This is a genomic window from Streptococcus fermentans, assembly GCF_040888305.1.
Taxonomy (GTDB): domain Bacteria; phylum Bacillota; class Bacilli; order Lactobacillales; family Streptococcaceae; genus Streptococcus; species Streptococcus fermentans.
Window position 1 is genome coordinate 167,169 of record NZ_JBFNFG010000002.1, and the last position, 26,281, is coordinate 193,449.

General features: G+C 37.7%; 20 protein-coding genes. 17 read left to right on the forward strand and 3 right to left on the reverse strand.

Going from position 1 to position 26,281, the window contains the following annotated elements:
• Positions 1-134: 134 nt before the first annotated feature.
• The 4 genes from pcrA (at position 135) to AB2B50_RS03195 (ending at position 4,679) form a co-directional block, all read left to right on the forward strand.
• Positions 135-2,423, forward strand: a complete 2,289-nt coding sequence (gene pcrA, locus AB2B50_RS03180; protein ID WP_320692407.1) for a DNA helicase PcrA — start codon at positions 135-137, stop codon at positions 2,421-2,423.
• Between the two features lie 313 nt (positions 2,424-2,736).
• The gene (locus tag AB2B50_RS03185) at positions 2,737-2,997 is read left to right on the forward strand and encodes a SemiSWEET family transporter (protein ID WP_045763891.1); all 261 of its coding nucleotides are present in this window, start codon (positions 2,737-2,739) and stop codon (positions 2,995-2,997) included.
• A 105-nt stretch (positions 2,998-3,102) separates the two neighbouring features.
• Positions 3,103-3,804 carry a response regulator transcription factor gene (locus AB2B50_RS03190; protein ID WP_320692408.1) on the forward strand — a complete coding sequence of 234 codons (702 nt, stop codon included), beginning with the start codon at positions 3,103-3,105 and terminating at the stop codon, positions 3,802-3,804.
• Positions 3,801-4,679 carry a sensor histidine kinase gene (locus AB2B50_RS03195; RefSeq protein WP_320692409.1) on the forward strand — a complete coding sequence of 293 codons (879 nt, stop codon included), beginning with the start codon at positions 3,801-3,803 and terminating at the stop codon, positions 4,677-4,679. The genes AB2B50_RS03190 and AB2B50_RS03195 overlap by 4 nt, the downstream gene beginning before the upstream one ends.
• A gap of 39 nt (positions 4,680-4,718) precedes the next feature.
• Here AB2B50_RS03195 and AB2B50_RS03200 read toward each other — a convergent pair whose 3' ends face one another.
• The 3 genes from AB2B50_RS03200 to AB2B50_RS03210 all read right to left on the reverse strand — a co-directional run bounded on the left by AB2B50_RS03200 (position 4,719) and on the right by AB2B50_RS03210 (position 7,476).
• Positions 4,719-5,477 (reverse strand): ABC transporter permease, encoded by a 759-nt coding sequence (locus AB2B50_RS03200; protein WP_045763888.1) that lies wholly within the window; start codon positions 5,475-5,477, stop codon positions 4,719-4,721.
• Between the two features lie 10 nt (positions 5,478-5,487).
• Positions 5,488-6,396, reverse strand: coding sequence for an ATP-binding cassette domain-containing protein (locus AB2B50_RS03205; protein WP_075231329.1), 909 nt, complete (start codon positions 6,394-6,396; stop codon positions 5,488-5,490).
• A gap of 270 nt (positions 6,397-6,666) precedes the next feature.
• Positions 6,667-7,476 (reverse strand): Cof-type HAD-IIB family hydrolase, encoded by an 810-nt coding sequence (locus AB2B50_RS03210; RefSeq protein WP_320692410.1) that lies wholly within the window; start codon positions 7,474-7,476, stop codon positions 6,667-6,669.
• A 179-nt stretch (positions 7,477-7,655) separates the two neighbouring features.
• On the opposite strand from AB2B50_RS03210, the gene AB2B50_RS03215 reads away from it, so the two are divergent.
• From AB2B50_RS03215 to AB2B50_RS03275, 13 genes are all read left to right on the forward strand, one after another.
• Positions 7,656-8,321 carry a CPBP family intramembrane glutamic endopeptidase gene (locus AB2B50_RS03215; protein ID WP_320692411.1) on the forward strand — a complete coding sequence of 222 codons (666 nt, stop codon included), beginning with the start codon at positions 7,656-7,658 and terminating at the stop codon, positions 8,319-8,321.
• A gap of 137 nt (positions 8,322-8,458) precedes the next feature.
• Positions 8,459-11,710, forward strand: a complete 3,252-nt coding sequence (gene rexB, locus AB2B50_RS03220; RefSeq protein ID WP_320692412.1) for an ATP-dependent nuclease subunit B — start codon at positions 8,459-8,461, stop codon at positions 11,708-11,710.
• Positions 11,707-15,348 (forward strand): helicase-exonuclease AddAB subunit AddA, encoded by a 3,642-nt coding sequence (gene addA / locus AB2B50_RS03225; RefSeq protein WP_320692413.1) that lies wholly within the window; start codon positions 11,707-11,709, stop codon positions 15,346-15,348. Before rexB ends, addA begins: the two co-directional genes overlap by 4 nt.
• Positions 15,349-15,364: 16 nt before the next feature.
• On the forward strand, positions 15,365-16,543 hold the full coding sequence (locus AB2B50_RS03230; RefSeq protein WP_320692414.1) for a hypothetical protein: 1,179 nt from the start codon (positions 15,365-15,367) through the stop codon (positions 16,541-16,543).
• Positions 16,544-16,669: 126 nt separating this feature from the next.
• Positions 16,670-17,167: a YkgJ family cysteine cluster protein gene (locus AB2B50_RS03235; protein WP_320692415.1), complete on the forward strand. Its 498-nt coding sequence runs from the start codon at positions 16,670-16,672 to the stop codon at positions 17,165-17,167.
• Between the two features lie 210 nt (positions 17,168-17,377).
• Complete coding sequence (locus AB2B50_RS03240; RefSeq protein WP_320692416.1) at positions 17,378-19,195, forward strand: LPXTG cell wall anchor domain-containing protein; 1,818 nt, start codon at positions 17,378-17,380, stop codon at positions 19,193-19,195.
• A 274-nt stretch (positions 19,196-19,469) separates the two neighbouring features.
• Entirely contained in the window at positions 19,470-20,513 is a 1,044-nt protein-coding gene (locus AB2B50_RS03245) for a bifunctional glycosyltransferase family 2/GtrA family protein (protein ID WP_320692417.1), read from the forward strand.
• Positions 20,510-21,418 carry a phosphodiester glycosidase family protein gene (locus tag AB2B50_RS03250; protein WP_320692418.1) on the forward strand — a complete coding sequence of 303 codons (909 nt, stop codon included), beginning with the start codon at positions 20,510-20,512 and terminating at the stop codon, positions 21,416-21,418. Before AB2B50_RS03245 ends, AB2B50_RS03250 begins: the two co-directional genes overlap by 4 nt.
• A complete protein-coding gene (locus AB2B50_RS03255; protein WP_320692514.1) occupies positions 21,399-21,845 on the forward strand; it encodes a hypothetical protein in 447 nt (148 codons plus the stop codon). Before AB2B50_RS03250 ends, AB2B50_RS03255 begins: the two co-directional genes overlap by 20 nt.
• Positions 21,846-22,059: 214 nt before the next feature.
• On the forward strand, positions 22,060-24,072 hold the full coding sequence (locus AB2B50_RS03260; protein ID WP_320692419.1) for a glucosaminidase domain-containing protein: 2,013 nt from the start codon (positions 22,060-22,062) through the stop codon (positions 24,070-24,072).
• A 133-nt stretch (positions 24,073-24,205) separates the two neighbouring features.
• Positions 24,206-24,481 (forward strand): Imm40 family immunity protein, encoded by a 276-nt coding sequence (imm40, locus tag AB2B50_RS03265; RefSeq protein ID WP_414168182.1) that lies wholly within the window; start codon positions 24,206-24,208, stop codon positions 24,479-24,481.
• Between the two features lie 169 nt (positions 24,482-24,650).
• Positions 24,651-25,502, forward strand: a complete 852-nt coding sequence (gene ylqF, locus AB2B50_RS03270) for a ribosome biogenesis GTPase YlqF (RefSeq protein ID WP_320692420.1) — start codon at positions 24,651-24,653, stop codon at positions 25,500-25,502.
• Complete coding sequence (locus AB2B50_RS03275; protein ID WP_320692421.1) at positions 25,489-26,268, forward strand: ribonuclease HII; 780 nt, start codon at positions 25,489-25,491, stop codon at positions 26,266-26,268. The genes ylqF and AB2B50_RS03275 overlap by 14 nt, the downstream gene beginning before the upstream one ends.
• Positions 26,269-26,281 lie beyond the last annotated feature (13 nt).

A 26,281-nucleotide genomic window follows, 5' to 3' on the forward strand; every position in this document is an offset into this window, starting at 1 on the left:
TTGAGAGGCTAGGACTTTTGTCCCAGCCTCTTCTTATCTTGTCAACTAAAATAATCAGAAGGTTCCTAAGAAAAGTTATTTTCAAACTTTTTTGATATAATAGAAACATTGACTTGAAGAATAAGGAAGAGAAAATGAACGAATTATTAAAGGGAATGAATGACCGTCAAGCTGAGGCTGTTCAAACGACTGAAGGTCCTTTGCTGATCATGGCGGGTGCTGGATCTGGTAAGACTCGTGTTTTAACCCACCGTATTGCCTACTTAATTGATGAAAAGATGGTAAACCCATGGAATATCTTGGCCATTACTTTTACCAATAAGGCTGCGCGTGAAATGAAGGAGCGTGCTTATGGACTCAATCCAGCTACTCAGGACTGTTTGATTGCGACCTTCCACTCTATGTGCGTGCGTATCCTACGGCGCGATGCGGACCACATTGGCTACAATCGCAATTTCACGATTGTGGATCCAGTGGAGCAGCGAACGCTCATGAAACGTATTCTCAAGCAGTTAAACTTGGATCCTAAAAAGTGGAATGAACGAACCATTTTGGGAACTATCTCCAATGCTAAGAATGATCTGATTGACGATGTTGCTTATGTTGCCCAGGCAGGAGATATGTACACTCAAATTGTAGCTAAGTGTTATACGGCCTATCAGAAAGAACTTCGTCAGTCAGAGTCGGTGGACTTTGATGACTTAATCATGTTGACCTTGCGTCTCTTTGACCAAAATCCTGATGTTTTGACTTATTATCAGCAGAAGTTCCAGTACATCCACGTTGATGAGTATCAAGATACCAACCATGCCCAGTATCAACTCGTTAAACTCCTGGCTTCTCGCTTCCAAAATATCTGCGTAGTTGGGGATGCTGACCAGTCTATCTACGGTTGGCGTGGTGCTGATATGCAGAATATCTTGGATTTTGAGAAGGATTATCCTCAAGCCAAGGTTGTTTTATTGGAGGAAAATTACCGCTCAACCAAAACCATCCTCCAAGCAGCTAATGATGTCATCAAAAACAATAAAAATCGCCGTCCTAAGAATCTCTGGACTCAAAATGCGGATGGGGAACAAATTGTCTACTATCGTGCCAATGATGAACAAGACGAGGCTGTCTTTGTAGCCAAAACCATTGATGAACTTGGTCGAAGCCAAAACTTCCTCCACAAGGACTTTGCAGTTCTTTACCGTACCAATGCCCAATCTCGTACTATTGAAGAAGCTTTGCTCAAGTCCAATATTCCTTACACCATGGTTGGTGGAACAAAATTCTACAGCCGTAAAGAAATTCGTGATATTATCGCTTATCTGAATCTCATCTCTAATTTGAGTGATAATATTAGTTTTGAACGCATCATCAATGAACCTAAACGTGGCATTGGCCCTGGAACAGTAGAGAAAATCCGTGACTTTGCCAACCTACAAAATATGTCTATGCTAGATGCTTCAGCTAACATCATGTTATCAGGGATTAAAGGTAAGGCAGCCCAGTCAATCTGGGATTTTGCCAATATGATTCTTGATTTGCGGGAGCAACTGGATCAATTAAGCATTACTGAGTTAGTGGAAGCAGTCTTGGAAAAGACAGGCTACGTAGATATTCTCAATGCCCAGGCGACTTTGGAAAGCAAGGCTCGTGTTGAAAATATCGAAGAGTTCCTTTCTGTTACCAAGAACTTTGATGATAATCCAGATAATCAGGAAGAGGAAACTGGCTTGGATAAGCTCAGTCGCTTCTTGAATGATTTGGCCTTGATTGCAGATACAGACTCTGGCAGTCAGGAAACATCAGAAGTAACCTTGATGACGCTCCATGCGGCCAAGGGACTCGAGTTTCCAGTTGTATTCTTGATTGGGATGGAAGAAAATGTCTTTCCACTTAGTCGTGCAGCAGAAGACATGGATGAACTAGAAGAGGAACGCCGTCTAGCCTATGTCGGTATCACGCGCGCAGAGAAAATCCTTTATCTAACCAATGCTAACTCACGCTTGCTCTTTGGTAGAACGAACTATAATCGCCCAACACGCTTTATCAATGAGATTAGTTCAGATTTGTTAACTTATCAAGGTTTGGCGCGTCCTGCTAATAGTAGCTTCAAAGCATCCTATAGTAGTGGAGGTGTCGCCTTTGGTCAAGGCATGAGCCTAGTTCAAGCTCTACAAGATCGCAAACGCAATGCAGCACCAAGATCAATTGAATCAAAAGGACTACCTTTTGGACAATTTGCTGCTGGATCAAAATCAACTTCAAGTGAAACCAGCTGGTCTATTGGTGATATTGCCCTTCATAAGAAGTGGGGCGAAGGAACTGTTCTAGAAGTTTCAGGAAGTGGATCTACTCAGGAATTGAAAATCAATTTCCCAGAAGTCGGCCTTAAAAAACTTTTAGCCAGTGTAGCACCGATTGAGAAGAAGTAAGTTATCTATATGAATAAGATTGAGGTTGGGACAAAAGATCCCTACCTCACTTTTTATTAGCAATCAAACTTTGGCGCGGTAGCTGATTGGACTTTTTGTTGGTCTTTTAGACTCCAAAAACTCCTACTCATCTTCGCGGGGCTGGGACTACGAAATCGAGACTTTGTCTATCGATTTCTGTCCCACCGCCATTTTTACGAATACTCTTATCACAATCTTGTGATAATTTACAAGTTTTTAACAAATAGCTTTTTAAACTTCACTATTTTTAAAAAAAGTGTATAATGGAAAATGTTTTTGAAAGGAGAAAAAAATGACTGAAAAACAAATGAAAACTTTAGGTTGGATTGCAACCTTTATGTCTGTAATGATGTATGTCTCTTATATTCCTCAAATTATGAACAACCTTGCGGGTCAAAAAGGGAATTTTATCCAACCAGCAGTAGCTGCACTTAACTGCAGTCTTTGGGTTTACTACGGTCTCTTTAAAAAAGAACGTGATATTCCTTTGGCAGCAGCAAATGCTCCAGGTATTGTTTTTGGACTTATTACCGCATTGACAGCTTTAATTTAATATAGATAATGAACTCTTCTTCGTATTTAAGCATGAAGGAGAGTTTTTCTTTATCCGAAATTCCTAAAAAAACATGATATAATACTATTAGAAAGGTTGGTGTTTATGGCTAGAATACTTATCGTTGAAGATAATAATGAGATTCAAGAAATTTTGAGAACTCTTCTTTCTGAGGAGCATGAGGTGATTCAGGCTTTTTCTGGCACTGAAGGAATGATTCGATTTGAGCAAGGCGACATTGATCTTATCTTGTTAGATATTATGCTTCCAGGAAAAAATGGTGATCAGGTTTTAAAATCCATTAGACAAGATAGTTCAATTCCTGTCATCATGCTAACTGCCCTAAGCGATAAAAAGCTAATCAGCCAATATCTCTTAGATGGTGCTAATGATTATATCGTAAAGCCTTTTGATTTGGATGAAGTTTTTGCCAGGGTTACGGTACAATTACGTCAAAATAGTGATAAGCAAGCAGCTGAGATGGAACATCCTGACAAGTTGATTCAACAGTTAAAAAATATTCAATTTGATGCAGATAGTTTTGAAATCAAAAATTGCCAGGAAACTATTCGCCTAGCTAAGAAAGAATGCTTAATTCTCCAAACCTTGTTGAGACATCCTAAGAAAATTTTTACGAAAGAAGAACTTTATGAGTTGGTTTGGGAGGATACTTATTTACCGGGCGACAATACTCTCAACACTCATTTAAGTAATCTCCGTAAAAAATTAAGCCAACTAGATCCAGAGCAAGAGTATATTGAAACTATCTGGGGAGTTGGTGTTCGGTTAAAAGGAGATGAGCAATGATCTATATTTTACTTTCTTTGCTACTGCTGGTTATTATCCTATTGACGATATGGTTGATTCGCTATCATCTAGCACTCGTAAACTTGAGCCAACAAATTGAAGACAAGATTCTGACTGGAAGTATGAAGAGAATCGGAGTGTCAACTTTCTCCAAGGATTTTTTACATCTTTACCAGCAAATCAATCATCTCTTTCAAGAAGTTGAGCAGTCACGCTTGATTATGAAGCGAGAGAAGCAGACTTTAGACATGGCTATTAGCAATATTGCACACGATATTCGAACACCTTTAACGATTGCGTCAGGTTATACTCAGCAATTGCTTAAAACAGATAATCCTGAGTCTGAGAGTTTGAAAAAAATTTCCCATCATCTCAATCAAGTTTCAAAACGTCTAGAGGCTCTTTTGGACTATCGTCGGTTAATGGAAGGAGCAGTTAAGCCTGACTTATCTGAGTTAGAAGTCTCGACATTTATGACGCAAAAATTATTAACCTATTATGACTCATTTCAGACGGCAAAGATTAACCTTGATTTGCAAGTAGAACCCGGTTTGTATTTACTGACAGACTCGGATTTATTAGAACGTATCTTGCAAAATCTCATTGGCAATGTTCTAAAACATGGTAAGGATGAAGCGAGATTTTCTCTGAAGGAAGTGGACAATCATATCTGTTTGGAAATTGCTAATCTGGTTAAACAACCGATTCGTAAAATTGAAAATCTCAGTCAACGATTTTACTCTGAAAACCTCTCAGATACAGAAGAATCCTCTGGTTTAGGTCTTTATATTACAGAAGAATTATCTCATCTACTTGGTGCAGAACTACAACTAAGTACAGATGGTTCTTGGTTTACAGTTAGAATTCTCTTTTAAAGCAAGAAACCTCCTCTTTTTGAACAGAGGAGGTTATTTTTATAAGCTTTTCTTTTTGAAAACAGCAAGTCCACTTATGGTAAAGAATAGAATAACAGTCACTGTAACGATAATGGTGTATAGAACAGCTTGACTATAGGCAGTCATAGCATAGGCAAAATTCAAGGACAAATAGCGTAAAATCTCGATATCTGGAAAGATAAGCATCGGCGTTGAAAGCAAGATAGAACTGATTAAATAGCCAATGAAAACAGCCAAATAAGAATGGGTCACATAGAGAATGAAGGAAACAATAGAAAGCCAGGCTAGGAGACAGAGGAATTGAAGACCAATAGTAAGAAGAAGATTGCCAATAAAACCTTCTGGCATCGTTCCTACCCCGTTTAGGATAGTTGCTGGTACGAAAGCAATAACTAGGCTAATAAGAATTTGCATTAGAGCGATACTGGCTAATACAACAGACTTGGCTAGGAAGAATTCTGTACGAGAAACCCCCACTGTCAAACTGTTTTTATAGAGTTTTCCGATAAGGTCAACTCCTAGAACTAAGCAAGCAAGGATAATACAGAGAAAAACTAGGTTTGAACCTTGACTAGATGCGTTAATCAGGGCTTGAATACCATCCCAGCCTTTACTTGGAAGTTCAGTTTCTGGAGGCGTTGTATCAACTGACATTAGATGTCCTGTAGCCCCAATAGTAGCTCCCATTAACATGAGTGCAAAGAGAACAATCTCTGTAATCCAAAAACCTTTGGAACGGAAAAGACGGTAAAAGTCTGCTTGAATTGTGTGTATCATGGTTTTCCTCCTATTTTACTAATTGTGTGAAGTATTCTTCAAGATTTTGACGAGCATAGTAAATCTCATCCACAGCAACATCTGCTAGAGTAAGTTCTTTGAGAATGCGTTTGACATCTTGTTCATGACTAAAAATATGAATCTCATTGTCTGAATTAACAACTTTAAATTCAAGATGCACTTTGTCTTTTAAGATTTGACTAGCTTTTTCTTTGTCACTTGTTTTTAGAACAATATAGTCTTCATTCAGTGTCTCAAATTCGGCCTTACTGATTTCTCGAATGATTTTCCCTTGGTCTAGAATTCCAAAGCGATTGGCAACCAGATAGAGTTCTGACAAGATATGACTAGAGATGAGAATTGTTATTCCTAATTCTTGATTCAGACGTTGAATCATTTGACGAAACTCTTTGATACCGATTGGGTCAAGTCCATTGATAGGTTCATCAAGGATGAGAAAGTCTGGTTTTGATAGTAGGGCAATCGCAATGCCTAAGCGTTGTTTCATCCCAAGAGAGAAATCTCGAAAAACTTTTCTACCTGTATCTGTTAACCCCACATACTTTAAAGTTTCCTGAATGACTTGATCAGCATTTGGGATATGTCGAATAGTACAATAGTATCTTAGATTTTGATAGGCCGTTAAATGATTATGAGCTACTGGAGATTCAATAACCGAACCTACTCGAGATAGTGCTTTCGTGCACTCCTTATAGCCTTGACTAGAAAAGAGGGAAATAGTTCCATGGTCAGCAGATAATAATTGGGTAATGATTTTAATCAAAGTTGTTTTACCAGCCCCATTCTTTCCGATAAGTCCATAGATATCTCCTTCTTTTACTGAGAGATTAAGATCTTGTAGAATGGGTTGTTTGCCAAATTGTTTGGACAAGCCATGGATTTCGAGGACTGTTTTCATAGTTTTCTCCTTTAATCTTTAATACTCAATGAAAATCAAAGAGCAAACTAGGAAGCGAGCCGCAGGCTGTACTTGAGTACGGCAAGGCGAAGCTGACGTGGTTTGAATTTGATTTTCGAAGAGTATAAGATGTTTTATTTTTATAACTCTAGTATAAAGCATAGATATCAAAGAATCGTCAAGCATTTCTAAAGAGTTTCTAAAGTTTTTAAGTTTCTAAAAAATAAAAAGCCCAGTTGGCTAGAAATGCTAGTTGACTGGGCTCATTTTCTACAAAATATATTTCTCAATAGCGCGTGCAACACCATCTTCTTCATTGCTAGCAGTTACGGCATCCGCGAGAGATTTGACATAGTCGCTAGCATTTCCCATGGCAATCCCAAGCCCTGCAAATTCTAACATCTCAATATCGTTATTGGCATCACCCATTGCCATGATTTCAGAAGGTTGGATATCCAAAATCTCAGCCAAACGAGAAAGAGCAGAAGCCTTGGTTGTACCGAGTGGCATTGCTTCATAGATAACTGGTTGTGAACGAACTCCGCTAAATCTTTGACAAAGTTCATCAGCAAATCGTTGTTCAAAATCATCTATTTGTTCTTTTGTACCTAAGAACATGCCTTGGAACATACGATATTTACCACTGGTAGCTTCCTCAAGTGAGATTTCAGTCAGGTCAGAAAAGACGAGTGTCGCATCGTATTTTACGATAGGATTTGGTTCGCCTCCGAGAACGAAGTAGTGTTCCTCGTCAAAGAGAGTCAATTGGACCTCACTTTTTTCTGCAAGTTCATTCAGGTATTCAATGTCTGATTTGCTAAGTTCTCTCCAGTCAACCAGTCCCCAATCACTAGTTTGGTGGGTAGAACAACCATTGTTGACGATGACGTATTCATTCTGCAAATCAAGACCAAGTTTCTTGTAGTAGGGAAGAACCCCAAAGAGAGGACGACCAGTACAGAGAACCAGTTTGACGCCTTTTTCGACAGCCTTATGAATGGCATCAATATGAGCCTGAGGAATTTCCTTGGATTCGTTGAGAAGAGTACCATCCATATCTAGGGCAAGTAATTTAATCATAGTATTTCCTTTTCACGTATTTTGTCTATATTATAGCATATTTTGGATGAAATAAGGATTACTATGTCAATTTAGGACGTTTCAATTACAATTCATGATCTGAAGAAGCTTTTTGGCAAATATATGCTATACTAAACTTGCAATATACTGATAATGGATAAAAAAGCAGAGGGGTTATCATGAAAAGAAGAACAGTACAGATTTTACTAGCTTTATTAGTAATTATTTATAGAAAGACATGGTTTTGGTGGATTTTTAATCACTTTTCAGCTAGATTTGTAGCCGCTAGTCGAGAATTTTTTCAGATTCTTGCTTTTTTAGAGCTTAGCGTAAGTCTTCTAGCTATTCTTTATTTACTAGTATTCGAAGGTAGAAAAATGCTTGAGTTGAAGTGGAAATGGAGTTATCCAGTTTATTTGCTCCTTGCTTATGGTGTCAATTATCTTTTAGATATTGCATTGTCCTTTTTAACTCCAGCAACGTCCAATCAAATGGCTTTAAATGAATTGACAGAGATGACAGGGCGACAAGAGTTACCTTATCTTTTACTTATTGTTTGTCTGCTAGGACCAATTACAGAAGAATTGGTATATCGAGGAGTTCTGATGAATACATTTTTGAAAGATTCACCTTGGTATGGAGATGTTTTACTATCAGCCTGTGTCTTTGGCTATGTGCATGTCAGTTCAGGTTTAACACCACTCGCCTTTTTCACCTATGCAAGTGGTGGAGCAATTTCTGCATTCCTCTACCGAAAAACTCATTCTCTCTATTATCCTATTTTGCTCCATATCATGATTAATATCACTGCATTTTGGGATTTATGGATGCTTGTATTTTCATGAAGTTAGTGCTTATCGATCAATGCCGGAAATTTCCGGTATTTTACTTTTTATCAGTAGTTTAAGAACTCTCTATTTATAGGATTAGCAGTCAAAAAATGGTATAATGAATGGTAATGAAAAAATCAAATGAGGCAGAGATGAAACTACTTTATACCGACATTCGGACTTCTTTGACAGAAATCCTGACCAAGGAGGCTCAAGGACTGGTTGCCCAAGGCAAACGAGTCTTTTACATAGCTCCTAACTCTCTTTCTTTTGAAAAGGAACGTGCCGTGCTGGAGTGCTTGAGTCAGCAGGCTTCTTTTGCGATCACAGTCACGCGCTTTGCTCAAATGGCTCGTTATCTGGTTTTAAACGATATACCAGCGAAGTCTAGTCTCGATGATATCGGTCTTGGTATGGCTTTCTATAAGTGTCTGTCTGAGATAGACGCTAAGGATTTCCGTGTTTACGGGGCTATTAAACAAGATCCGCAATTCATCCAGCAATTGATTGAAATTTATCACGAAATGACAACTGCTAAGATGAGTTTTTTGGACTTGGAAAGTCTAGCTGACGCTGATAAACGCTCTGATTTACTCTTAATTTTTGAAAAAGTAACAGCTTATCTCAATCAAGGTCAAGTTTCTCAAGGAAGTCAATTATCGTATCTGATTGATGCTATTGAAGAGAATAAGGTAAGTAGTGATTTTAGTAAGATTGCCCTAGTCATTGATGGTTTTACTCGTTTTTCTGCAGAAGAGGAACACCTAGTGGATTTGCTCCATCGTAAGGGTGTTGAGATTATCATTGGTGTATATGCGTCTAAGAGAGCCTATAATAGCCCATTTAGTGAAGGGAACCTCTACCAAGCTAGTGTTGAGTTTCTAGGTCATTTAGCTTTTAAATATCAGACCAAGGCAAAAAATGCATGTCAAGAACATGAGAAACTTGATGCCTTTGCCAAAGCCTCAAAATTACTTGAAAGTGCTTATGATTATTCTGAAATTAGCTTGGAAGTGGATGCTAAGGATAGAGAAGACTTGCAAATCTGGTCTTGTCTGACCCAAAAAGAAGAGTTGGAGTTAGTTGCTCGTAGTATTCGTCAGAAATTGCACCAAGAGCCAAAACTTAGCTATAAGAATTTTCGAATCCTACTTGGTGACGTAGAGTCCTATAAACTATCCTTGCAGACAATTTTTAATCAATATCAGATTCCTTTTTATTTGGGCAAGAGTGAGTCTATGGCTCATCATCCTCTAACTCAATTCGTAGAATGCATCGGGCGTTTGAAACGATACAATTTCCGTCAAGAAGATTTGATTAATCTCCTACGCACTGGCTTGTATACTGACCTTAGTCAAGAGGAAATCGATAGCTTTGAGCAATATCTTCGTTATCTAGGAATTGATGGTCTTTCTAGTTTTAAACAAGAATTTACAAAAAATCATCATGGGAAATTTGATTTAGAAAAATTAAATAAGCTTCGTGTTCGTGTTCTAGATCCATTAGAAACGTTATTAACCAGTCGTAAGCAAAAAGCTGAGAATCTTCTTTCAAAATGGAACAACTTTTTGAAAGATGCTTATTTGACCAAGCAGTTACAAACCTTATCTGCAACGATGGAAGTAGCAGAGCAAGAAAGACAAGAGGAGGTCTGGAAAGCATTTTGCCACGTAATGGAGCAATTTGCAACCGTGTTTGAAGGTTCCCAGGTCACTTTGGATGATTTCTTGGCTCTTCTTCATTCAGGCATGAGCTTGTCCAATTATCGTACAATCCCAGCAACGGTAGATACGGTTCTAGTGCAAAGTTATGATTTGATTGCACCTTTGACAGCTGATTACATCTATGCAATTGGTTTAACCCAAGATCATCTACCTAAAATCACTCAAAATACTAGTCTTTTGAGCGATGAAGAAAGGGAAGTACTGAACCGAGCAACCCAAGAAGGTTCACAATTGCTGATTGCAAGTCAAGAAAACCTCAAGAAGAATCGCTATACCATGCTTTCTTTGGTCAACTCTGCTAGGAAGGAATTGGTCTTATCAGCACCAAGTTTACTCAATGAAAACGAGAGTAAAGAGTCAGTTTATCTGAAAGAATTGCAGGACTTTGGTTTTAGCAAGATTGAAAAGAGAATCGACAGAAAAAATCTATCAACAGAAGATATCGGTTCTTATCATAGTCTTTTGTCTAGTCTGGTTGCCTATCATCAGCAAGGTGAGAGTGAGACAAGTGACCAAGACTTAACTTTTGTAAAAGTTCTGGCTCGTGTGATGGGGAAAAAGTTGGAAGACAAAGGTTTGGAAAATCCTGTCCTACCGACAAGTCCGAAAAGCAAGGCTTTAGCTAATGATACACTGGAAGCTTTATATCCGCAGGAACAAGATTTCTATCTATCTACTTCTGGACTAACGGAGTTTTACCGTAATGAATACAGTTATTACCTTCGTTATGTCTTAGGCTTGCAGGAAGAATTGCGTCTGAAACCTGATGCGCGAAGTCACGGAAATTTCTTGCATCGTATTTTTGAGCGCGCATTGAAAATGCCGAGTGATGAATCCTTTGATCGTCGTTTAGAACAAGCTATCTCTGAAACCAGTCAAGAACGTGAGTTTCAAGCTATTTATCAGGAGAGTTTGGAGGCTCAATTTACTAAGGAAGTCCTCTTGGATGTCGCACTCGCTACTGGACACATTCTTCGACATAATGCGGATGTTGAAACGATTCAAGAAGAAGCCGTCTTTGGTGGCAAGGACCAAGCCTTTATTCAGCTAGATAATGGACGAAATGTCTATGTCCGTGGTAAGGTTGACCGAATTGACCGTTTGAAAACTTCTGATGCTATCGGTGTTGTAGATTATAAGTCTTCTTTGACTCAGTTCAAGTTCCCTATGTTTTATAATGGTCTTAACTCGCAATTACCAACCTATCTAGCTGCCCTCAAGCAAGAAGGGAATACGGATTTCTTTGGAGCTATGTACCTAGAAATGGCTGAACCAATTCAGTCATTACAAACTGCTAAAACTCTTTCTAAAGCAGTAGCAGAAACCAATAAGACTATGAAATACCAAGGCCTCTTTCTTGAAAAAGAGATAAAAAACCTTGGAGAGTTTTACAATAAAAACAAGACTTATCAGTTGTCTGATGAGGAATTCCAATTATTACTAGACTATAATGCCCTTATCTACAAAAAGGCAGCAGAGAAGATTTTATCTGGTGAATTTGCGATCAACCCTTATACAGAAAACGGTAGAAGCATTGCACCCTATGTTCAACAATATCAAGCTATTACAGGTTTTGAAGCCAATTATCATTTAGGTCAAGCGAGATTGTTAGATAAGGTTGCCAAGAGCAATGCCAAGGAAGCTTGGTTTAATAAAATCAGAGAGGAGTTGGAGCGATGAAATTTTTATCTCAAGAAGAGATTACAGCCTTGCAAGTAGCAGAAGTTCAGTCTAACAAGAAACCTAAGAAAACAGCTGAACAAATTCAAGCTATTTATAGCTCTGGTCAAAATATTCTGGTCTCAGCTTCAGCTGGTTCAGGGAAAACCTTTGTCATGGCTGAACGAATCCTTGATCAACTAGCGCGTGGTGTTGAGATTCGCCAACTCTTTATCTCAACCTTTACAGTCAAGGCAGCAACCGAGTTAAAAGAACGCTTGGAAAAGAAAATTAGCCAACAAATTCAAGAAACGCAAGATCTTGAACTAAAAAAACACCTCGGCAGACAATTAGCTGATTTACCCAACGCTGCTATTGGAACCATGGATTCTTTTACGCAAAAATTCCTGACCAAGCATGGTTATCTCCTTGACCTCGCTCCAAACTTTCGTATCCTTCAAAATGAAAGTGAGCAGCTTCTCTTAAAAAATGAGGTCTTTCGTCAAATTTTTGAAAGTCACTACCAAGGTAAAGAACAGGAACGATTTAGTCAGTTGGTGAAGAACTTTGCAGGTAGAAGCAAAGACGCGCGTGGACTGCGTAAACAGGTCTATATGATTTATGACTTTTTGCAATCCACTAGTAATCCTCAGGCTTGGCTAGAAGATTCCTTTCTAAAGGGATTTGAAGAGGCTGATTTTACGGTTGCTACAGAAACCCTTGCAGAGGATATAAAAGAAAGACTTTGGGATTTAGAAAGCTTTTTCCGTTATCATTTGGATAATGATGCCAAGGAATTTGGCAAAGCAGCTTATTTAGAATCTGTCCAACAAGTTCTTGATGAGATCGGTTCTTTAAGCCATAAATCAACCTTTGACAATATCCAAAAAGTGCTAGAGCGAGTTGTGAATATTTCTAAGGATAAGGGAGGTCGTGCTCTTACAAATGCCAGTCGTAAGGCTGAACTACAAGACTTGAAAGAAGTCTACAATCAAGAGAGAAAAGCAAAATTTGAAAAGCTGATCTCACTAAATGATCAAATAACTTTACTAAAATTCCAAGAAGATTATCATCAAGATTCCTGGGACTTGGCAAAGACATTCCAAGTCTTCATGAGGGATTTTGTTGATGCCTACCGAGAACGTAAACGCGAAGAAAATGCCTTTGAATTTGCTGATATTAGCCACTATACCATTGAGATTTTGGAAAACTTCCCTCAGGTTAGACAAGAATATCAGGAACGCTTCCACGAAGTTATGGTCGATGAATATCAGGATACCAACCACATCCAGGAGAGAATGCTGGAACTCCTCTCAAACGGTCATAATCGTTTTATGGTAGGAGATATTAAGCAGTCTATTTATCGTTTCAGACAGGCAGATCCCCAAATCTTCAACGAAAAATTTCATAGATTTGCTCAAGATGGCAAAGAAGGTCAGTTAATTCTGCTTAAGGAAAATTTCCGTAGTAGTTCAGAGGTTCTAGATGCTACAAATGATGTCTTTAGGCATCTTATGGACGAGGAAGTAGGAGAGATATCTTATGACAGTATGCATCAACTTGTTTTTGGAAATACTGATATTCAAGTAAATCCTGAAAACAAGGCAGAAGTTCTCTTATATGATAAGGATGATAGCGATTCTGATGATGAGGAACTTGCAACCAACAAATTAACTGGTGAGATGCGCATGGTGCTTAAGGAGATATTGCGTCTTCATAATGATAAAGGTGTCCCTTTCAAGGACATGGCTCTCTTAACTGCCAGCAGAAGTCGCAATGACCAGGTCCTACTTGCCTTGTCTGAGTATGGTATTCCAGTCAAGACAGATGGCGCCCAATCAAACTATTTGCAATCCCTAGAAGTGCAGGTTATGTTGGATACTCTTCGTGTCATCCACAACCCTCTTCAAGATTTCGCTTTGGTTGCTCTAATGAAGTCTCCAATGTTTAGCTTTGATGAGGATGAATTAGCTCGTCTAGCTCTTCAAAAATCTGAAGAAAAAACTCAAGAAAATTTTTATGAAAAACTAGTCAATGCTCAAGCAAATACGGGTCTTCAAAAGGATTTAATCAAAGCTGAATTACAAAAGAAACTAAACTTCTTCATGGAAACTGTCCAGTCTTGGCGTTTGTATTCTAAAACGCACTCACTTTATGACCTCATTTGGAAAATCTATAGCGACCGCTTTTACTATGACTATGTCGGTGCTTTGCCAAATGGTCAAGCTAGACAGGCAAATCTCTATGCCCTTGCTTTAAGAGCAGATCAGTTTGAAAAGAGTAATTTCAAGGGATTATCTCGCTTTATTCGAATGATTGATCAAGTCTTGGAAGCCCAGCATGATCTTGCTAATGTCGCTGTGGCACCACCTAAGGATGCTGTAGAACTTATGAGTATTCATAAAAGTAAGGGCCTAGAGTTTCCTTATGTCTTTATCCTTAACATTGATCAGCAATTCAACAAGCAAGATTCCATGTCTGAGGTCATCCTAAGTCGAAGAAATGGCCTTGGTCTCAAGTATGTTGCTAGAGTTGCTACAAATGCCAAAGAGGAATACGTTCCATCTACGATTAAATTATCTATCCCTAGCTTGACCTATACGCAAAACGAAGAAGAACTTCAGTTAGCAAGTTATTCTGAACTCATGCGTTTGCTTTATGTAGCCATGACACGTGCTGAGAAAAAATTATATTTAGTTGGAAAAGGTTCTCGTGAAAAGTTAGAAGCCAAAGAATATCCGACAAATGGGCAAGGTCTTTTAACTCGAGAAACTAGACTAGATGCTACTAATTTCCAAGATTGGATTTGGGCAATTTATCAAGCATTTTCTAAGGAGGATTTGCATTTCACTGTGCGCTTTGAGGGTGAAGAAGACCTAACTAGAGAAGCTATCGGAGAATTGGAAAATAAAAGCCAGCTCCAAGACCAATCCCAAGCAAACAATCGACAGTCTGATACCATTAAAGATGCGCTGGAAATGCTAAAAGAAGTGGAAGTGTATAATGATATCCACCGTGCAGCAATCAATCTTCCAAGTGTACAAACCCCAAGTCAGATTAAGAAGTTTTATGAACCAGTCATGGATATGGAAGGTGTCGTAGTTGCTGGTCAAAGTCAGCCAAAAGAAAAATCCATTCAATTCAACCTTCCTGATTTCTCTAAAACTAAGAAAGTTACTGGTGCTGAGATTGGTAGTGCTACCCATGAACTCATGCAGAGAATTACTCTAGCTAAGAAACCCACTTTAGAGACTTTAACAGAGGCCTTGGAGCAAGTTCAAGTAAGCTCGGATGTCAAATCCAAAATCAATCTAGGAAAAATTTTATCCTTCTTTGATACAGCTCTAGGTCAAGAGATTCTTGCAAATCAAGATAAACTCTATCGAGAACAACCTTTCTCAATGTTAAAAAGAGACGAGAAGAGCCAAGAAAACTTTGTTGTCCGTGGAATCTTAGATGGTTATCTCCTCTACGATGATAAGATTGCTCTCTTTGACTACAAGACAGACCGTTATGAGCATGCTAGTCAGCTTATTGAACGTTATCGTGGTCAATTAGAACTCTATACAGAGGCTCTATCTCGTTCATATCAGATAGAAACCGTTGAAAAATATTTGATTCTACTTGGTAAAGACCAAGTAGAAGTCGTTAAACTTTAAAAAGAAAGGAGACATCATGTCCATTCCTGTTAGAAAAAACTTATATGATGCAGTTTTAGAGGCCTCTAAAGCCGATACTTGGGAACAAGCTACCAAAGAATGGAGTGAAGTTTCCTTGATTTTTAATGGAATCGGTCGGAGCAATTGTGTCTGCGGTAATGCTATTAAGTATGCTTATGAACTTTTTAACGGAGTTACTGGCAAACGACTTTTTCCCATTGGGAGTGACTGTGTGCGTCATTTCCAAAGAATTAGCCTAGATCAACAGCTAGAAGAGGAAGAAAAACTTCTCAGAAAGCTTGAAAATCTAACCAGAAAGGCACAGAAAAAAGAAGCCATTCGAGTTAATAAAACAGATTTTGATGAGCGACTGATCAACTGGCTATGGGAAAAGGGAGCTTTTAAATCAAATCGAGGCAATCAATTTTCACCAGAAAAGGATCATCAACTCTTTTTGGAAGTTTTTCAAGGTGGAAGTTGGAGTAAGGCAGAGCCTTTGAAGAAAGCTCGTATGGAGGAAGTCCTTGAAAAATTTATCAAACCCTTTCTACTTGGAAAATCTGACGATCAACTCTATCTTGTTAAACTAGGAAAAGAAAAAATTGACTATGAGCAGGAACTTCGCATCAAGGCTGAAAAGGAGCGAAAGAAGCGGGACAAAATTGCTAAACAATATGCGGATAACCTGGTTCTAGCAATGGGACCAGCTGAACGTGCCTATCAGGATTACTTTGGATTAAGCGAAACACTGACACTAGAGGAGCGCCAGTGGGAAAAAATTCTCTTTGGTAAAAATCGTGCAGAACGTTCTATCAAATCAAAACAGTACCAGAGAGAGCTTGAAAAGGATCAACGCATTGCTAGTCAAGACCCTCTTGAAAGAAAACAAAAGCAAGTCTGGTTGCTTAACTCGTATTTTAAGGATATACCCGAAGAAAAAGCTCGCTTTTCCCGACTTCTAATCATGTATCGAAAAACTGGAGAAATTCCATTTTCAACTGACTATCTCTCTAACACTTTGTTTGACTTTTTCTACAAAATGAAGGCTTTTGAATTTGAAATATCACCTGATCAGGTACTTGATTTTCTTAAGGAATGTTTAGATGCGGAGAATCTATCGTCCGCACAAAAATCTTGGATAGAAGGCATTTTAACCAACTGCATCAAACCTTTTTTAGAAAGAATGATAGTATAGCGGAAGTTTTCGTCCTGCATGGAGAGACTCATTATTGTTAAAATTATGTCTCAAAATTTTTTACATAATTTAACTTATGTAAAAACTTAAAATATTTGTATCAACATTAAAAATTAGAAAGAAACTATGTCAAAAGAAATCGATATTGAATATTATCACCAACTAGCCTTGCAAAAACAAAAAGAGCATCGTAAGTTTTTAGGAAATTTAAAGAAGAAAGCGCCTAAAAATTTAGATAAAATTGCGCTTGAAATCCATCAAGAAGTTTTTAATGAAATTGATTGTAAAGCCTGTGCTAACTGCTGCAAGAGTCTTGGTCCAGACTTTAAAGAAGCAGATATCACACGTATTGCCAAGTATTTTAAAATGAAATTGCCTGCCTTTGAAGCTGAGTTTCTCCAGGTAGACGAGGATGGAGATAAGGTCTTCAAATCTATGCCCTGTCCATTTTTAGGAGGTGACAATCTCTGCTCTATTTATGATGTTCGTCCCAAAGCCTGTCGTGAGTTCCCACATACAGACCGTAAAAAAATCTATCAAATCAATAATCTAACGATCAAAAACACTTTAACCTGCCCAGCTGCCTATCTCTTTGTTGAGAAATTAAGAGAAAATATAGAATGAAAGAGTCGTTTATTCGGTTTTTTCTGTCTTTTATGATAGATTATTGGTGAATTTTACATGTTTTTTCCAAAAAAACATGTATAATTTCTTAATTAATTAGCTAATTGTTTGCATAATAAGCGTTTACATAGTATAATGTATCTGAAATTAAAATCAATGAATAGGATTTTGCTTATGCATGATTCCATTCATAATAAGGAGAAAAAGTGAATGAAAAAACTCACTAAATTTGGCATTATTACAATGTCTGTTTTTGCTCTAAATCTGGTATCACAGTCAGTAGTTCAAGCTGAAGAAACTAATAGCGAACCAGCAAATGTTTCAGTGACACCAGGTATTACTAATTCAACTGATGCTGAGAACACTTCTTTAGCAGACAATAAGGTTGCGCCAGACCCTACTAGTGACACCTCACTAAAATCAGACGAAGAGGGTGCCAATGCTTCCTCACCAAAAACTGAAGAAATCTCAACTAATAGCGAAGCTACAACTGGCGGGAAAGAAGATTCAACCTGCTCTCCTGGGACTTCAACAGGCTCAGCCCCAGGCGCTAGTTGCGAACCAGATGGTAGCAATATCATTGACGAAGGCGGTTATGTCAATGTAGAGGGACAACCGGCACATTTTAGTGAAGATGGTAAAAGTGTAGTCTATAATTACACTGTAGCCTTCAAAGGAATGCACTCAAGTGATCGCGGCCAAACAGTCCGTGATATTCGTATTCGTATTCCTAAAATTGCAGGTGCGAAGGCCGATTTCACTTTGATTGGAACACGTGATGCTAATGAAAATCCTGTAGATGTCAATGTTCCAATGAAAGAGCTTTCGTATGATAAATATGATGGGTATTCTGATTGGGATGCGATTGTTCCATCTGCTGAGGAACTAGCAACGGGTAAGAAACCATCTATTGTAAATATGCAAGATTATGATTTCGGTGATGGAACTGTTAATGTATATGCTGTCAGTTCAAAAACATTTAGATCAACAGCTCTTCGAGTATCTGTGACTGTACCTTTGGAAGAAGCTAAGAAGATTAAGTACTTACCAATTGATGTTAGATTTCAATGGAAATGTAGCCAAGAAGGTGGAATCAGCTCTTATGAAGAAGGTTGTCAACATTTAGAGGAATATTCTCTCTATCATCCGTATTATGCAAACAGTAACGGAGAAGTAACTTATGGTGCCCTAGGTAATCCAAGCTTAGTAGATGATACTTATGTTCAGAATGGCCATCTAATTAGATCAGTTTCAAACCAAAATACTCATATCACACCAAATAACGGTGACTGGAAAACTATTCCTCATGATGTTAATATTAATCCTGAGACCTTCTTTAATTATGTCAAAATTTTTCATTTGAAATACGGTCCTGTTAAATATTATGCTTCAGAATTTGAAGATATGGCTGACCAGGATGTTTCTACGCTTCATTATGGAGATGTAGTGGTGGATTATGTTATTAAGGGAACAAATCAATCTATTAAGAAAACTTATAAAGACACACCATTAACTTCTATTTATGGATCTGATGGAAAACTTGTGACCTATAATACTGGTGACAACTCAGATGAGCGTCCGTTTTCTATCACTGTAGATGGTCAAAAATACAATCTAGTTGGAATTTCTTCAACTTCTGCTCCAGAAACAGGTGAGCTAAAAGAAGGAACAACTCATGTTATCTATGAGTATGAGAAAGAACCAGCCCCAAAACCAAATCCAGAACCAGCTCCAAAACCAAATCCAGAACCAGCTCCAAAACCAAATCCAGAGCCAGCTCCAAAACCGAATCCAGAGCCAACTCCAAAACCAAATCCAGAGCCAACTCCAAAACCAAATCTAGAACCAGCTCCAAAACCTATTCAACAAGAAAAAGTTCAATCTTTGGAGCAAAAATCAGCTCATGAAAAAGCTCAGTTACCAAATACAGGAACTTCTGAGTCACCATCAGCTATGAATCTTCTTGCTATTATAGCTGGAATCTTTGGTATTTCACTTTTCAAAAAAAGTAAAAAATCAGAGAGTTAAGTAGATAGTTTTATAAAAAGCCATCCAAATTGGATGGCTTTTTAGTGTAGTCAACTATTTTTCTATAGTAAATCTCCATACAAAACAGGCTTTGATTTTTTAGGTTTTTGTATATTTATTTCTATCTGAAAATTCAAACTATATTTCTTATTAAGTGATAAGCCTTTTTTAAAGCTTAAAGTTTTTTAAACTTTTTCTTAAAGAAAACTTATATAAGGTATCTTTAAGCGATGTTCTGTATAGTTATACCATCATCAAAGAAAGAGGTATCGATATGAACTACATAGTCATTCCAGCTTATCAACCAGATAATAAACTTATCAAACTCATCGAAAAAATTCACGAAAAGAGTGATTTTCATATCTTAGTCATAGACGACGGCAGTTCATCAGAGTGCCAAAAAATCTTTGATAAAGCAAAACAATTTGCTACTGTCATTCGTCACCAAGCGAACCAAGGTAAAGGGCAGGCTCTAAAAACAGCCTTTACTTATATCCAAGAACAAAACATTTATGGTACGGTTGTCACAGCAGATGCGGATGGACAGCACAAGGTATGGGATATTTTCCGCACGGCTAATAAATCTTCAGAAAATCCAAACAAACTAATCTTGGGTGTACGTGCCTTTTCTGGAAAAGTTCCCCTTCGTAGCCGTTTTGGTAACAGCTTAACCAAAGCTCTCTTTAAGCTTCAAACAGGAGTAGGAGTAACAGATACGCAGACAGGTCTTCGTGCATTTACGACAAACTTGATACCGTTTATGCTTAAGATTGAAGGTCAACGTTATGAATATGAGATGAATATGTTGCTCGAAGCAACGAAAGAATACGAGATTCTAGAAGTGCCTATTGAAACTGTCTATATCAACGATAATGAGGCTTCACACTTCCGTCCAATACAAGACGGGCTCATGATTTATAAAAATATTTTTAAATTTGCCTTATCATCTCTCAGTAGCTTTGTTGTAGACTATGTCGTTTACGCCCTAGCAATCTTGATTTTGCCGACAGTTCCGACGAGTCTACGAATCTTTCTAGCAAACGGAGTAGCTCGTGTGACTAGCTCTATTTTCAACTATTCTACAAATAAGAAACTAGTCTTTAAAAATGACGATAGCCTTGTGAAAACAGGGATGGGATACTTTGGTCTAGCAGTCGGACTCTTTATCTTAGACACGCTACTGATTCGTCTTTTCTTTACAGTCTTTGGTATCAACCTTCTGATTGCTAAAGTTATCGTCGGCATCCTTCTCTTCGCTGTTTCTTGGACAGTTCAGAAGAAATTCATCTTTAAGGAAAGGACATCAACTGTATTATGAAATTTTTAAAGAAACGCTATGCTTACGCCTCTGTTCTTGGCCTACTCTTGACAGGATCCTTTAGTTACTCAATGCTAAAGACCTTTGTCCTCGCTGAAACTATCTCGACAGTTGCCACAACTAGCACAAGTTCCAATGCAGCAGCAAGTCAAGCTGCTAAAACAGCTACTGTCACTGACTCTAGTTATAAAGATGACAATATTTCTGTCAATTTGTCTGAAACGACGGTCAATAATACCCAAGTCTACGTTGCTGATATTACTCTGAGCTCATCAGATTATCTGAAAACTGCCTTTGCTCAAAATGCCTACGGAACTAACGTAACTGCAAAAACCTCTGTTACCGCAGCTGACAACAATGCCATTTTAGCGGTAAATGGGGACTACTATGGAGCAAACTCTACAGGCTATGTTATCCGTAATGGAGTTGTTTATCGTGATACTGTTCGTGAAGATTCTAGTAATGGGGACTTAGCTATTTATAAAGACGGCTCTTTCAAGGTTATATACGAAGATCAGATCTCAGCTGAGCAACTAGTAAATGACGGTGTCGTCAATCTATTGGCTTTTGGACCAGCCTTGGTCGAAAATGGTGAAATTGCAGTTGATACCAATACAGAAGTAGGACAAGCAATGGCTTCAAATCCTCGTACAGCTATTGGTATTATCGATGAAAACCACTATATCATCGTGGTTTCAGATGGACGTACCTCTGAAAGTGAAGGTCTCTCTCTTTATCAGCTTGCTGAGGTCATGAAATCTTATGGAGCAAAAACAGCTTACAACCTTGATGGTGGTGGATCATCTACACTTTACTTCAACGGTCAGGTTATCAATAAACCAACGACTGGTGGAAACAAAATTTCAGAAAGGGCGGTGAGTGACATTGTCTACATTGGTTACTAATTTTAGAAAAAAACGATTTAAAAAAACGGTCATTTCTTATACACTAATCACTATTTTCTTCTTTGCATTTTCTAGAATTTACGAAGCTTTTAGTTTTGGAGAAACTTCTGTTCATATGCACTATTTATTTGCAGTACCTCTTATTGGAGGAATTCTACTAGCAATCTTTCTCAAGGTTCTCCCTCATTTTTCTCGTATTAGTCTAAATCTATGGAATTCGTCAGTAGCGATTATTACGGCAGGTACACTTTTCCGCGGGATTGTCAATCTTTCTGGACGCTCAACAACCTTGGATGCACCCTACTGGTATGTTGGGATTGGTTTTGCAATACTAGCTATCGTTACTATTTTCATCAATCCAAACCTTTGGAATAATTCTGCTAAAGCAACTAAAACAAATCGCAAAGAAGTCTATAGTCAGGTATAATTTTATAAAAAAGTAGTCGTTCAGATGGTGTTCGACTACTTTTTATTGACTTTTATTTCTAAAATATTTTAAAAATATTACAAGTTCTTTTCTTCTGAAAGATACTGCTTTTATATTTAACAGAATATTGTATAATATAGTGGATAAATACTGTTTTTTACACAATATATAGAAACATCAAATACAATATCTAGGTCTTTGTAAGGAGAAAAGAATGAAAAAAATATTGCTGGCAAGTACAGTTGCCCTCTCTATGGCAGGTTTTGCAAAAACGACCGTCTATGCCGAGGATTCTCAAGCTACCAATAATGTTCAATCATCAGAAAAGATTGCTACCAATACAGTAAGCAATGAGAAGAAAAATCAAAGCGAAGCTGAAAAAGTATCTTCTCAAACTCCAGAGACCAAAGAACAACCTTCAAAAGAAACAGTAGTAGAAGTAGTTAACAAAGAAGGTTGGCAAAAAGAAAATAACCAATGGCGTTATTATGAGGATAATCAATCAGTTTCAAATTGGAAAAAAATAGCTGGAGTCTGGTACTATTTTAATCAAGATGGCATCATGCTTAGTAATACTATCTTTAATGATTACCTATTGAATAATAGCGGTGCTTTGACAGAATCTTCTTGGGTAAAAATTGACAACCAATGGTATTATGCCACTGAGGACGGGAAAGTTACTCGTAATAATTGGAAAAAGATAGCGGGTGTTTGGTATCGATTCGATGAAAATGGTATCATGATCAGCAATGCTGTTTACGATGATTATCTGTTCAAAGCAAGTGGTGTCTTAGCTGAAAATAGCTGGGTAAAAATTGGTGATAAATGGTACTACGGTAATCAAGAAGGAAAAATCAATCGTGACAAGTGGGCAAAGATTGATGGCCTATGGTATCGATTTGATGAATCTGGTGTCATGCTAAGTGCTACTATTTATAAAGACTATCTTCTCAAGACTAGTGGAGCTATGGCAGAAAATGCCTGGGCAAAACTCGAAGATAAGTGGTATTATGCTACAGCATCAGGAAAAATTATTCGCGACAAGTGGGAGAAAATCAGCGGTTCATGGTACTATTTTAATAAAGATGGTGTCATGTTAAGTAGCCAATGGAAAGAGAAATACTATCTAAAAGATAGTGGAGCCATGGCCAAAAGTGAATGGATTTTCGATGAAAAATACAAGAGCTGGTTTTATCTCAAATCAGACGGCACCTATGCTGAAAATCAATGGGTAGGTTCTTACTATCTCAAATCTTTTGGTTATATGGCCAAAAATGAATGGATTTTCGATAAGGACTACAATGCTTGGTATTATCTAAAAGAAGATGGAGCTTATGTAACTGGTAACTTTACCATTAATGGGAAAGACTATACTTTCCAAAGCAATGGAAAATGGATTTCTGATACAGCAGCTTACTATAAAGTAAAACCAATTACAGCAAATGTATATAGTGCTTCTGGTGAGAAACTTAGCTATATTTCGCAAGGAAGTATTGTAGCGATTGATGGAGCTGAAGCCAAAAACGGTCGACTTCCGGTCAAAATTTCTGGCCTTTCAGGATATATGAACAAGAGTGATCTAGTAGCAGTCAGCTCAGATAGTGACTTCATTCCTCACTATGCCACTGACGGTAATTATCTTTACCATGAGTTATCACCTTACGCAAGTATTCGTGTAGCACCTCACAGCTCATCAATGGCAATTGGTAAAAAATACTATTCAGCTGATGGCAAGAACTTTGAGAACTTTACAGTTGAAAATCCTTTCTTATTTAGAGATTTAAGAAAACCAACCAATTACACAGCTGAAGAATTAGATAAAGTCTATTCTCTTATGAATATCAAAGGAAGTCGTCTGGCAGGTAAGGGAGCAATCTTTAAAGAAGCTGAAGAACGTTATCAGATCAACGCTCTCTATCTAATTGCCCATAGTGCCATAGAAAGTTCATGGGGACGTAGCCAAATTGCTAAGGATAAAAACAACTTCTTTGGTATTGCCGCTTATGATACAACACCATATGATTCAGCAAAAAGCTTTGACGATGTTGATAAGGGTATCTTAGGTGCAGCCAAGTGGATCCGCGAAAATTACATCGATAATGGCAGAACATACCTTGGAAATAAAGCGTCAGGGATGAATGTTCTTTATGCATCGGATCCATACTGGGGAGAAAAAATTGCAAGTATCATGATGAGAATCAACAGTCAGCTAGGTGAAAAAGATTAAAAATCATTAAAATCGATAACAACTGCAAAGTGGTTATCGATTTTGCTTATCATGATAAACTTGAGAAATGAACTTTATGAAGTAGAATTTTGAACATATACATACAAGAGGGATAAATTTAAATCACATAGGGATCAACGCATACGCTTATGATTATTCAGTAATCCAAGACTTACTTGATAATCTCAAAGCCAATAATCAAATTATACTAGGTGGGGATGTTTTTTGCTACAAGAATGGCCAATTGAAACATACTTATGATCATTGGTATTACGAGAAACAAGATCCAACCATTGATAGCAGTAAATCCATTATTCAAACAGAAAAATATATCAGCAACTATGTTAAAGATCATGGTGAACACTATTATTTTTCAATTGTTTTAGACAATGAGGAATTTAATTTGTGACTGATTGACTTAGAAAACATTTTACAATCGGCATTGAATCAAGCGTCAAATATGAGAAATCATGTTATAATAAAAGATAGTGATTTATTTTTAGAAAAAAGGATATCTATTTAATTTTTAAATATGAAAAAATAGATACAAATCCAATAAAAGAAAGGAATTTTACAGAATGGCAACTATTCAATGGTTTCCTGGACATATGTCCAAGGCGCGTCGTCAGGTCCAGGAAAATTTAAAATTTGTTGATTTTGTGACAGTTTTAGTAGATGCACGTTTGCCCTTGTCTAGCCAAAATCCAATGCTGACTAAAATCATCGGGGACAAACCAAGGCTATTGATTCTAAACAAGGCAGACCTAGCGGACCCAGTATTAACAAAAGAGTGGCGTCAGCACTTTGAATCGCAAGGTATTCAGACACTTGCTATCAATTCTAAAGAGCAAATTACAGTTAAAGTCGTGACCGATGCTGCTAAGAAACTTATGGCAGATAAGATTGCTCGTCAAAGAGAACGTGGAATTCAAATTGAAACCTTACGCACCATGATTATTGGGATTCCAAACGCAGGAAAATCAACTCTGATGAACCGTTTGGCTGGTAAGAAAATTGCTGTAGTTGGGAACAAGCCTGGTGTGACAAAAGGTCAACAATGGCTCAAAACCAATAAAGATTTGGAAATCTTGGATACTCCAGGGATTCTTTGGCCAAAATTTGAAGATGAAACTGTTGCACTCAAACTTGCGCTTACGGGAGCAATCAAGGATCAGTTGCTTCCAATGGATGAAGTGACTATTTTTGGACTCAATTACTTTAAAACCCATTATCCGGATAAACTTCAAGAACGTTTTAAACAAATGAATCTGGATGATGAAGCTCCTGAAATTATTATGGATATGACTCGCATCCTTGGTTTCCGTGATGATTACGATCGATTTTACAACCTCTTTGTCAAGGAAGTTCGTGATGGTAAACTTGGTAACTATACATTAGATACATTGGAAGACCTCAATGGCAACGATTAAAGAAATAAAAGAAGCATTAGCAAAGATAACTGAACTTGAAAGTCCCTTGTTCAAGGAATTTGAAAAAGATTCTCGTTCAGGTGTCCAAAAAGAAATTCAAAAGCGGAAAAAAGCCCTTCAAGCTGAAATTGATGAAAATCTCCGCTTAGAAGCCATGCTTAGCTATGAAAAAGAGCTTTACGAGAATGGAATAAGCTTCATTGCTGGAGTCGATGAAGTTGGTCGCGGTCCCTTAGCTGGCCCTGTTGTTGCTGCAGCAGTCATTCTGACCAAAAATTGTAAAATTAAAGGCTTGAATGACAGTAAAAAGATTCCCAAGAAAAAACATGAAGAGATTTTTCAGGCTGTCAAAGATAATGCCCTAGCAATCGGTATTGGGATTATGGACAATCAAGTCATTGATCAAGTCAATATCTACGAAGCGACGAAACTAGCCATGAAGGAAGCTATCTCTCAACTTGAACCTCAGCCAGAACATCTTTTGATTGATGCTATGAAGTTGGATTTGCCGATTTCTCAAACATCCATCATCAAAGGGGATGCCAACTCCTTATCTATTGCAGCAGCATCTATCGTTGCGAAGGTTACAAGAGATAAGATCATGGCTAACTATGACCAAGAATTTCCAGGCTATGATTTTGCTCAAAATGCTGGCTATGGAACTGCTAAGCATCTAGAAGGAATTGAAAAGCACGGTGTCACACCTATTCATCGCACCAGTTTTGAACCGATTAAAACGATCGTTTCAGAAACTAGTAAAAAATAATTAAAGGAGAGAA